This window comes from Nostoc sp. (assembly GCF_036917415.1).
In the GTDB taxonomy this organism is placed as follows: Bacteria; Cyanobacteriota; Cyanobacteriia; order Cyanobacteriales; family Nostocaceae; genus Nostoc.
In genome coordinates this window covers 1-10,155 of sequence record NZ_JBALDJ010000015.1, presented here as the reverse complement: position 1 = coordinate 10,155, position 10,155 = coordinate 1, and the positions used below count along the sequence as shown (strand labels likewise).

General features: G+C 44.4%; 11 protein-coding genes and 1 tRNA gene. 7 read left to right on the top strand and 5 right to left on the bottom strand.

Going from position 1 to position 10,155, the window contains the following annotated elements; all coding sequences use genetic code 11:
• Positions 1-209, bottom strand: a 209-nt coding sequence (locus V7K41_RS01885) for a hypothetical protein (RefSeq protein WP_334845463.1), incomplete at its 3' end; no start/stop codon positions are given.
• Between V7K41_RS01885 and V7K41_RS32775 the strand changes: the two genes are divergently transcribed.
• Together V7K41_RS32775 and V7K41_RS01880 are read left to right on the top strand one after the other, a co-directional pair.
• Positions 205-390 carry a DUF6888 family protein gene (locus V7K41_RS32775; RefSeq protein ID WP_442943099.1) on the top strand — a complete coding sequence of 62 codons (186 nt, stop codon included), beginning with the start codon at positions 205-207 and terminating at the stop codon, positions 388-390. The two genes, V7K41_RS01885 and V7K41_RS32775, sit on opposite strands and share 5 nt — an antisense overlap.
• Positions 387-575 (top strand): DUF6887 family protein, encoded by a 189-nt coding sequence (locus V7K41_RS01880; RefSeq protein ID WP_073641045.1) that lies wholly within the window; start codon positions 387-389, stop codon positions 573-575. The genes V7K41_RS32775 and V7K41_RS01880 overlap by 4 nt, the downstream gene beginning before the upstream one ends.
• Before the next feature lie 173 nt (positions 576-748).
• Here V7K41_RS01880 and V7K41_RS01875 read toward each other — a convergent pair whose 3' ends face one another.
• The 3 genes from V7K41_RS01875 to psbX form a co-directional block, all read right to left on the bottom strand.
• The gene (locus V7K41_RS01875; protein WP_334845462.1) at positions 749-1,309 is read right to left on the bottom strand and encodes a TolB family protein; all 561 of its coding nucleotides are present in this window, start codon (positions 1,307-1,309) and stop codon (positions 749-751) included.
• Between the two features lie 47 nt (positions 1,310-1,356).
• Positions 1,357-2,277, bottom strand: coding sequence for a Ycf66 family protein (locus V7K41_RS01870; RefSeq protein ID WP_334845461.1), 921 nt, complete (start codon positions 2,275-2,277; stop codon positions 1,357-1,359).
• Positions 2,278-2,523: 246 nt separating this feature from the next.
• Complete coding sequence (gene psbX / locus V7K41_RS01865) at positions 2,524-2,643, bottom strand: photosystem II reaction center X protein (protein WP_292853253.1); 120 nt, start codon at positions 2,641-2,643, stop codon at positions 2,524-2,526.
• Positions 2,644-3,029: 386 nt separating this feature from the next.
• Between psbX and V7K41_RS01860 the strand changes: the two genes are divergently transcribed.
• Positions 3,030-3,323 (top strand): YggT family protein, encoded by a 294-nt coding sequence (locus V7K41_RS01860; RefSeq protein WP_094350101.1) that lies wholly within the window; start codon positions 3,030-3,032, stop codon positions 3,321-3,323.
• Between the two features lie 64 nt (positions 3,324-3,387).
• Here the strand turns inward: V7K41_RS01860 and accC are convergent, their stop codons facing one another.
• Positions 3,388-4,731, bottom strand: coding sequence for an acetyl-CoA carboxylase biotin carboxylase subunit (gene accC, locus V7K41_RS01855; RefSeq protein ID WP_334845460.1), 1,344 nt, complete (start codon positions 4,729-4,731; stop codon positions 3,388-3,390).
• A 488-nt stretch (positions 4,732-5,219) separates the two neighbouring features.
• On the opposite strand from accC, the gene V7K41_RS01850 reads away from it, so the two are divergent.
• From V7K41_RS01850 to ccsB, 4 genes are all read left to right on the top strand, one after another.
• Positions 5,220-5,300: transfer RNA gene (locus V7K41_RS01850), tRNA-Leu, on the top strand.
• Between the two features lie 203 nt (positions 5,301-5,503).
• Positions 5,504-6,133, top strand: coding sequence for a chorismate lyase (locus V7K41_RS01845; RefSeq protein WP_334845459.1), 630 nt, complete (start codon positions 5,504-5,506; stop codon positions 6,131-6,133).
• A gap of 507 nt (positions 6,134-6,640) precedes the next feature.
• Positions 6,641-8,428, top strand: coding sequence for a DUF3352 domain-containing protein (locus tag V7K41_RS01840; protein ID WP_334845458.1), 1,788 nt, complete (start codon positions 6,641-6,643; stop codon positions 8,426-8,428).
• 299 nt (positions 8,429-8,727) lie between these two features.
• Positions 8,728-9,789, top strand: a complete 1,062-nt coding sequence (ccsB, locus tag V7K41_RS01835; protein WP_334845457.1) for a c-type cytochrome biogenesis protein CcsB — start codon at positions 8,728-8,730, stop codon at positions 9,787-9,789.
• Positions 9,790-10,155: the final 366 nt, after the last annotated feature.

Below are 10,155 nucleotides of genomic sequence, written 5' to 3'. Positions count from 1 at the left end.
GCGTTGCCACTTAATTGCTGGTGTTTATAACTATGATATTCAGAATGCTTGTTAACTTTTTGACAATTTGTTAAACCCTCTAATATACCACAAAACTTTTTTGCAAGAGGTCTAATGTTTTGACACATGATTTGCATAACTGTTTGACCTTTAGGTGAAACTAGAAGTGGTAGTACAAAAAATAAAAATTCTGAGTAGGTTTGAATCAAAGCACTGCATCCTACAATAGAACAGCTAGAAACCTTCTACCGCGTATGTGTACGAGCAAGCAATCTATTAAGAACAATTGAATTAACTCGCTACGATACACGCTCTCAAAGAATCGTAATGTTAATAGGCGAAACAATTCAAGTAGAAATTTTAAGTAACGGCGAGGAATTAATTCAATGAGTAACTATCAACAATTAAGCGAAGCCGAACTGAGAACTTATGTAAAGACACATCCAGATGATGAGGAGGCTTTTCAACATTATTTAACAATTATGAGGGCAAAACCTAACCGAGTTGTAGTTAGTACAGAAGAACAAGCCCTAATTGAATTTAGGAAGAGAATACAAGCGGAGTCAACACCCTAACCCGCCCTAACCCCGTCACATCCAATCAATCACCATTAACCCCACATCCCCCAATTCTCACCCCGTAGCGCATCTCTAGCTGTGGGGTTTTGTTTTAGGTGGTTGAGTGCGATCGTTGTTTGTTTGGATGCGTCTCTCCAAACTCTTAACTCCTAACTCCTAACTCCTAACTCCTACGGAGGTGAACCTACAGTTGCACCATTAGGAATATCTAACTCAATATTTGGCCCCCGGTCTAGGACTTCAATATCCCACTGACCACGAGTGGCGGTTTCAAAGACAACATAACGTCCATCTGGACTAATATTTGGTTTTCTGACCCAGCCGCGATAAATTGGTGTGAGAATTTGCGACTGTTGTGTAGCGCGATCGTAAAGCGCTACCACTGGTCTTCCTTGGTCACTAGTAATATAAGAAATATAACGCCCGGTGTAGCTCAAACTAGGACTTTCGGCAATTGTCTCTTGTCGGTTTATCCCCGGTGTGCTGATAAACAGTTGCCTTTCTAAATCGTACATTAGTAGCTGCTGATTACCATTGCGATTAGATACAAACGCTAAAAAGCGCCCATTTCCACTCAAAGCAGGTTGCTCCTCGGTGTAGCGACTGTTAAGAGAAGTAGGCCCTATAGGAATATCGTTAGAACCACAAGATACAAGCAAACTTATTAAACCAAAAACCAGGCTCCAATGAATTGGTCTTTGGAGCCAAAATGCAGGCGTAAATTTTTCCACCTCAACTGTTTTCCGTCGCCTCTAAATCTACTTGTACGCCAACTGTTTTAAACATCGTCATCAAAATCGGTCAAATTATCTGACCCCTCATTTGGTTTTTCAATTGGGTTGTATGGCACATAATCTGTTGGGATAGCATCATCATCTTCCCGCGGTCTTCGAGGAGTTGAGTCAGTGGGTGGACGACGCCTTCTCGGTCTGGGAGAAACATCATCTTCACGACTTTCGGGACGCCCAGATCCGTTATTACTGCGGCGAGAAGGTTTTTTGATTTCCCCAGCCGAATTTTCCCAATCATCAACTTGCCTAGATGAAGAACCCCAGTTCTCTTCTTCAAAGCTTTCAGAAGGACGATTTACAGGACGTCCAGAAGTCCGCCGACGGGTTGTTCTATCCCCTGAAGCCTGTCTTTCACTACTGCTGCCGTTGCGGCGTTCTGTACGACGGGGGGGTTGCTCCTGATAGTAGTCATCACGAGTTGAAATCTCATCCCTGCTACCGCGAATCCGGGGACGGGAGGGGCGTTCTTCCTCGTCTTCATAAGGCAATGGATCTAAGTCTGCCTCCATCTCAGCCTGATAGTTTCTGCGATTCTTGTACGAATAGTTTCCGCTTACCTCCCGCTCATCGTCCACAATCGGAGTGTTGCGCTTTGCTTGCTGGGTAGCTATACTCCGCAGACGAATGCTTTCAACTGCAAAAAACACAGTTGTACCAACTAAAAGTAGTTGACCAAATTGTAAAATTGGGTCAAGCCGCCATCCTTGAAAGACAAGAATGAAGCCGCAAAGCAAACCGACTGCCGCAAAAAAGATATCTTGATCCCGTGACAATTCTGGACGCACAGTGCGGAGAAAATACAGTGCTGCCCCAGCCACAGCTAGGAAAATTCCTAGAATACTGGCTGAGTTTGCCCCAAAATTTACCTGAGCCAGAAAACTGGCTGAGTTCAGCCCAAAATTTATCATTGCTGTTTTCCCAATATCAAATCTATGTTAGCGAGTCACAATTAAAATCACTACTGTAATTAGGCACGATATATTGAAGCTTCAAAGCCTCTAGCAAAGAAGCTTTGAAGCTGTTCACCGAAAAATAAAAAACCTATGTTTGTCAGCTACAACTGCTACCAGCAGCAGAAACTGCTGCTTTTGGTACAATTAAGTAGATAGCTGACAGACAATCGATTGTGAGAGTTAATTCAACTCTCATAAGCATTATGAACGCTGAATTTTATCTTTCTGGCTAATGAAAATTAGACCAACTGTAACGGGTACTACGACAATTGCAGCACCCCAAGCCAGACTCCAAAGAAAATTTGCTAAAGAAGGCGTCATACTTCTCAACCTTTTTTTACACACTTCATCCTAATTTTAATAGTGTATTACTTTCTTGAGAAGCCTCTAACTCTGAACTGCTAAACTTGGTAACTGCTTTCACCATTTGTTGAGTTAACCACGTCAGCAAGTTCGCTTTTCTATTTCAGAAAGAAGTTACAGCATTTGGTTAAAATGATGATCGGAGTGCTTTACAAAGCTTAAAATTTTGTGGCGATGTCTACGACAGGCTATGCCTACGCAAAGCGCGGTGAGCCAGCACGGTCTTCTTCCAAAGGGAGAGGCTAGCGCCAATGGAATTCACCCCATGAGCGACTGGGGAACCCGAAAGGCTTGCTGTTACCTAATTTTTTTCTTTCTTTACAGATAGATAGTACTTGAAACCGATGACTGGTGTTAACCTGACTGCTTGGATTCTTGGCCCTGTGTTAGGGGTAATGACATTCTTATTTATATTTCGTATCATTCTCACTTGGTATCCGCAAGTGGATCTGAATCGTTTGCCGTTTAATTTAATAGCTTGGCCCACTGAGCCATTTTTAATACCTTTGCGAAAGCTGGTGCAACCTATAGGTGGGGTAGATATTACACCTATTATTTGGGTTGGTATCTTCAGCCTGCTGCGAGAAATCCTGTTAGGTCAACAAGGATTGCTAACTATGCTATCTCGTGTTAATTAGGGTACAGGTTACAGGTTATAACCCTGTCCCCTGTAACCTATAACCTTTTTCCTGCCCTACTTTCCTACCCGTTCATTTCCTGCACAAAATTTGTATAGACATTACCCTGTAAAAACTGTGGAGTTTCCATAATTTTTTGATGAAATCCGATGGTGGTAGGTAGTCCAGTAATGGCACATTCTCGCAGTGCGCGTTTCATCCGGTTAATAGCAGTAGGTCGGTCTGGCGCCCAAACGATTAACTTGCCAATCAAGGAATCGTAGTAGGGTGGGATTTGATAATCTGTGTAGACGTGGGAATCAATCCGCACACCAGGGCCTCCGGGGGGCAAATAGCTACTGATCCGTCCAGGAGAAGGGCGAAAGTCACGATCGGGATCTTCGGCGTTGATTCGACATTCGATCGCATGACCTCGTAATACTACTTGCTCTTGGGTAAGCTTGAGTCTTTCTCCTTCGGCAATGCGGATTTGTTCGGCAACCAAGTCTATCCCAGTAATCATCTCTGTTACAGGATGTTCTACTTGAATCCGGGTGTTCATTTCCATAAAGTAGAATTTACCGGATCTATCCAAGAGAAACTCAATAGTACCCGCCCCACTGAAGTTAATAAATTGGGCAGCTTTGACAGCAGCTTGTCCCATTTTCTCACGTAGGTCTTGGTCGAGAGCCGGACTAGGAGCTTCTTCTAACAGCTTTTGATTCCGGCGCTGAATTGAGCAATCCCGTTCACCCAAGTGGATGACATTACCGTAGTTATCCGCCAAAATTTGGAATTCGATGTGGCGGGGACGTTCAATAAATTTTTCTATGTAAACGCTAGAATTCCCAAAAGCTGCTCCTGCTTCACCTTGAGCCGCAAGAAAAAGTTTAACAAATTCGTCTTCAGAACGAACTAGGCGCATACCCCTTCCACCACCACCTGCTGTAGCTTTGATCATCACTGGATAGCCGATATCCTTGGCGAATCCTAATCCTTCTTGCTCGGATTCTACCAATCCCTCACTACCTGGTACTGTCGGTACTCCAGCTTTTTGCATGGTTTCTTTGGCAGTGGATTTATCCCCCATTAGTCTGATAGCTTCTGGAGTTGGGCCGATAAAAGCAATATGATGGTCGGCACAGATTTCCGCAAACCTGGCATTTTCTGCCAAAAAACCATAGCCTGGATGAATGGCAGTAGCATTGCGCGTCAGTGCAGCAGCAATAATATTGGGAATATTCAAATAACTTTTACTGCTAGCAGGTTCGCCAATGCAAACTGCTTCATCAGCAAGTTGGACGTGCAGAGCATTACGGTCAACGGTGGAGTGAACCGCAACTGTGGCAATTCCCATTTCTTCACAGGCGCGGAGAATGCGAAGGGCGATTTCTCCCCGATTGGCAATTAATATTTTGTCAAACTTCATTTTTTAGTTTCGATATCATTACCAGTAGATTGACATTTTCTCCGATCCAACTTGAAACAACGCTTCCGCATTATTTCAAATTATCGCAGGAGATTCGCCACCCTGATTCTAAGCAAACGCAAGATTGCAGGCTTGCTGCCTCTACGGGTCTTACTACACTAACAACATTGCTGCTGTAAGTCTTGGCTAGACTACCAAGCTGGACTTTTGCGACGCCGATAGCGAGTCTAGACGCTCCTGCGCAGCTTTAGCAACGCTATCGAGCGTGCGTCATAGCCCGTCGTAGAAATCGCCTACAGCAGACGGATACGCCATTGCACTCCGCCGAACACAGTAGCTCTACCCTTTTCAATATCACTTATACAGCTGCTAAATTTCTGTCAGTCTGATACCGCCTTGAGAAAATTTATATTTTTGAGCAACTGAATTTAGACATCACCCTACTATGATTATTTTCTTATGCTATAGTTTATGTTTAGACAAACCATGCGGATGTGGCGGAATTGGTATACGCGCACGCTTGAGGTGCGTGTGGCTTTGCCTTGCGAGTTCGAGTCTCGCCATCCGCATTTTTGCTTGTTTAAGCATAGGGTCAATAGTCATAGGTCAAAAAACCTTAGACTATTGATCCTTAAATATTTAAGTTTGCAGTGATGACTTTAGTCTTTTTCGGAAGCACTTCACTGCTTACTACATACTAAGCAAAGTTGCCTTGTCAAAATACTAGTTTTTTATGCTTTTATAGAAATAGGTGAAGTTTTGTAAAAAAGCATTGACTATTTCTTTTACGCCGACAAACAACCTAACACTGCCACCAGCTTGGCATCGCCTCACTCCGCTTTGGCAAGGAGGGGAGGAAATAATTCAACAAAGTTTACCTCACACTCAGCTGGCACCTGCATGGCAGCTAATGCTTTTGGGTGACGGCTCCCCAACACGTCACTTAGAATTGCTTACAGGAGAGGCTGTAGAAGTAGATGTTATTGATATGTCATTGATTGGCATCGACTTGGATGCTGCTCCTGAGTTAATCCAAGCTGTCCCAGGGCCGCGACTACGGCGACAAGTATGGCTGCGTACCGCTTCTGGTCAACGATTAGCCTATGCTACTTCGTGGTGGGAAGCCAGTCATGTCGATGAATATTTACAAAACCGTTCATTACCAATTTGGGCAAGTTTAGCTCGTCTTCGCACAGAATTGTATCGGGATGTTCGAGGAATTTACTACGGTGACTCATTGGCACTAGAGTCTGGTTTTGGTGTAACTGGGCCTTTTTGGGGTCGCCACTACTTGTTTTGGCATCATGGGCAGCCACTGACATTAATTTATGAAGTTTTTTCACCTTATTTGACCAAATATCTGGGACCAATGCAGTTGGGTGCTGTTAATGCTGAGGCATAGTAAGTAGGTCGGCGTCAAATGGCAACTTAACTTATTATTTAAAAGTTTTTCATCTTTTGCAGTGCGCCTCAGAGTATGGAAATTTTGCACTAATGACTTTGAATCTATGTAAAATACCGGACATTTGATTTTGCTTAGATTGAGTGAATACCAAAGATGGAAGCTATCTAAATAGAACGTAGTGTAAGTTACAGATTACTTGCAGCTTTTTCAAGTTAGTTATATCCTCAAAGTGCTTGAAATGCAGGATATTAACTTTCGGAGACTTTCCGAAACAGACAGCCGTTTAAAGGAGTGTCCTGCGAAATTCAACAAAGCGTGTTAAAAAAGGTAACTAACCACTAAAACACTGCTTTGAAACAGTAGAGAAGGTTGATTACGGAAATATCATCAATGTCTATGGTGGAGAAATTTATCAAGTTAACTGCCTTAGATCGCAAGAAACTTTTTGGTTGACTTAACCAATTCAGTAAGTAATGAGTTTGCAAATATGAGGTATAGGTTTCAATGGCACCGCCTCTTGTGTCTGTTCCGATGAAGAAAAATAAGAAACCGTCTCTGGTGCTGACGCTTTCGGCTGCTGGGTTATTGATTGGTGCGGGGAGTGTAGCCTACTGGTTGTTAGCCCAGAGACAAACATCTTCTAGCGTGCTAGTAGGTGCAAATATTATTCCTGGTGATGCCCTGTTTGCGGTTTCCTTAACAACAGATCCCCAACAGTGGCAGAAATTGCGGCAGTTTGGGACAAAAGAAACTCAAGCAGAACTGGACAAAAATTTAGTCCAGTTACGCGATCGCTTTCTGACGAATAATGGTTACGACTTCCAGAAAGATATCGCTCCTTGGGTAGGCGATGACGTGACGATCGCAATTCTTGCTCCAGCAACAGGGAATAAACCTGCACCCAAACCAGTTACCACCAATGAAAATGCTGTCAGCGATCAGCAATCGATGGTAATGGTATTCCCAGTCAAAAACCCAGAAATCGCCAAAAGTATTTTGGCACAACCCAAAACCCTTAAACAAGGCAAATGGAGCGATGTCTACGACGGGCTACGCCTACGCACTTATCAAGGGATCGCCATTAAACAAAGTCAGGGACAAGCAGGGCAAAACTTCTCGGCTGCATTACTAGATGGGCGTTTTTTAGTCATAACTGATAGTCCTAAAGCCACAGAACGAGCGATCGACGCCTACAAAAATAAAACATCCCTAGCCACAACAGGCGGCTTTACTGAGAATTTCCCGAAAATTGCCAACTACCAACCCTTTGCCCAGTTTTATGTCAATGTGCCAACAGCTGCGAAAATAGCCGCAGCTTCTCCAAACCGCCCTTTACCTGCTCAAGTTTTGGCTCAACTGCAAAATAACCAAGGTTTAGCGGGGACAATAACCTTAGAGTCAGAAGGAATCCGCTTCAAGGGCGTTTCTTGGTTAAATCCTAATAGTCAACGTGTGCTGGTGGTGGAAAACAAAGCTGGGAATATGCAAAGCCGCATACCAGCAGAAACCTTAATGATGCTTACTGGCGGCAACTTACAGAGGTTGTGGAGAGACTATGTTTTAACATCTCAGGGAAATCCTTTATCACCGATCGCACCAGAACAGATCAGAGGTGGTATAAAATCCCTTACCGACCTCGATTTAGATAAGGATTTGCTCAGTTGGATGAAAGGCGAGTTTTCGTTATCAGTGATTCCTGCTACTCCAAAAGAAGGTTCGCCAAATGATTTTCGTGCGGGTTTGCTGTTCATGATACAGACAAATGATGACTACAGCGGGCAAAGCCTACGCAAATCAGCTGAAGCATCCATCAGTCAACTGGATGAAGTGATGAAAAATCAATACCAGTTCCAAGTGCAACCGGGGAAAGTCGCAGGTCAACCCGTTGTTAACTGGGTATCACCTTATGGTACGTTAACTGCAACCCACGGTTGGTTAGATGGAGATGTCGCCTTTCTGGTAGTGGGCGCTCCGATCGCGGATAAAATTGTTCCCAAACCTAACTACACACTAGCTGGCACTCTTCCCTTCCAACAAACAGTTCCTACAGAACCCAATCCGACGAATGGTCAATTTTTCCTGGATGTGGAACGAACTGTGAAAAATTTCCCTTTACCAACTCTAATTCCCAATCAACAAACTTTGCTAGATGCAACGCGCACAATTGGGATGACATCTGCTGTCAGCGACAATCGCAGTAACCGTTACGATATTTTTATCGAACTTAAAAAAGTTACCAACGCGACTACATTGCCTAGTCCAGAAAAGAGTAAGAGTAACTCTGTTAGATAGGGGAGTGGGGGAGGGAGGGGAGCAGGGGAGGCAAGCAAAGCAGAGGATGAAGTTGCAGTAAGTTTTCCCCTCTGCCCCTGTGTCCCTTTGCACCTCTGCCTCTTGTACTCAATCCCCATACTTCGGCTACGCCCTTACCTCGGCTTCGCTACTTCGACGCCGCTCAGTACAAGTCGGCACAAGTCGGCTACGCTCAGGACAAGCTCAGTACAAGTGCCCCATTCCCGATTCCCCTCTAAACATATAGGATCAAAACAGTCAGAATCCATATTTTAAATTATCCACGGAGAGAACACTTTATGAATTTGGTTGTACTCCAGAACTGGCTGGACAATGCGTCCTTTGCCATATTATTCCTAACAATGCTGGTGTATTGGGGAGGAGCGGCTTTTCCAAATCTGCCTTATCTAGCTGCTTTGGGGACAGCTGGAATGGCGATCGCAAATTTGTGCATTGCTACTCTACTAGGGGCACGATGGATCGAAGCTGGTTACTTTCCCTTAAGTAATCTCTATGAATCTCTGTTTTTCTTAACTTGGGGAATTACCGCCGTCCATCTGATTGCTGAAAATAGTAGCCGTAGCCGCTTAGTAGGAGTTGCGACAGCTCCGGTGGCAATGGCGATCGCAGCTTTTGCTACCATGACACTACCATCCCAGATGCAAGCGTCAGAACCCCTAGTACCTGCTTTGAAGTCAAATTGGCTGATGATGCATGTCAGCGTCATGATGTTGAGTTATTCTGCTTTGATGGTGGGTTCATTATTAGCGATCGCTTTTTTAATTGTCACTCGCGGTCAAAACATCCAACTACAAGGTAGTTCTGTCGGTACTGGTGGTTATCGCAGCAACGGCTACCGCTTGCACAAAGCCACTGAACTAATTTCTCAAGCACCAACCCCTGCTGTCGAAAATAACGGCTTTGCCCGTTTTGAAACTAGTAGCAACGGCAATGGTAACGGAAACACTGCTGTTTTGAATTTAGTAACTACTCCTGAATCTCAAGCTGTTGCATCTGCTGAAACTCTTTCACCCCAGCGCCTTAGCCTTGCCGAAACCCTCGACAACATCAGCTATCGCATCATTGGACTAGGATTTCCCCTGCTGACAATTGGCATCATTGCCGGTGGCGTTTGGGCTAACGAAGCCTGGGGTTCCTACTGGAGTTGGGACCCGAAAGAAACTTGGGCATTAATCACCTGGTTAGTCTTCGCCGCCTACCTTCACGCCAGAATTACTCGCGGTTGGCAAGGGCGTCGTCCGGCAATTTTAGCCTCCGCCGGCTTGCTTGTCGTTTGGGTTTGCTATCTGGGTGTGAATCTTTTGGGTAAAGGTTTGCATTCTTACGGTTGGTTTTTCTAAAAACCTCACTCAAACAGTACTGAGTGTTGAGTATTTTACTTTTACTCATCACTCAGGACTTAGTAAAATCTTGCGTAAAACTATGGTGAGTTGAGTCTTTACAGCTATTTTCAGGTAAATAGACCACGCGGTAGGGGCACAGCAATGCTCATTGGTGTCAACTTAAGAAAAAATCTGCTTTGAGAGGACGTTTTGCCCTCATCCCCTAACCCCTTCTCCCAAGTTGGGATTCGGGGAACTAGAGAATTTGCTCCCCTCTCCCAATTTTGGGAGAGCAGGGTGGTTTCATACGAAAAAAGAAAAATACATAAGTCTTGATTTCTCGTGAAAGTGGCATGGCTTTTTCCCTCACTTCCATTCCTCTCC

What these genes read in the sequence shown, in the direction of transcription:
- V7K41_RS01880 (WP_073641045.1), top strand. Translation starts at nt 387, where the DNA reads ATGAGTAACTATCAACAATTAAGCGAAGCCGAACTGAGAACTTATGTA.
- V7K41_RS01870 (WP_334845461.1), bottom strand. Translation starts at nt 2,277, where the DNA reads ATGATAAATTTTGGGCTGAACTCAGCCAGTTTTCTGGCTCAGGTAAAT.
- psbX (WP_292853253.1), bottom strand. Translation starts at nt 2,643, where the DNA reads ATGACGCCTTCTTTAGCAAATTTTCTTTGGAGTCTGGCTTGGGGTGCT.
- V7K41_RS01860 (WP_094350101.1), top strand. Translation starts at nt 3,030, where the DNA reads ATGACTGGTGTTAACCTGACTGCTTGGATTCTTGGCCCTGTGTTAGGG.
- accC (WP_334845460.1), bottom strand. Translation starts at nt 4,731, where the DNA reads ATGAAGTTTGACAAAATATTAATTGCCAATCGGGGAGAAATCGCCCTT.
- V7K41_RS01840 (WP_334845458.1), top strand. Translation starts at nt 6,641, where the DNA reads ATGGCACCGCCTCTTGTGTCTGTTCCGATGAAGAAAAATAAGAAACCG.
- ccsB (WP_334845457.1), top strand. Translation starts at nt 8,728, where the DNA reads ATGAATTTGGTTGTACTCCAGAACTGGCTGGACAATGCGTCCTTTGCC.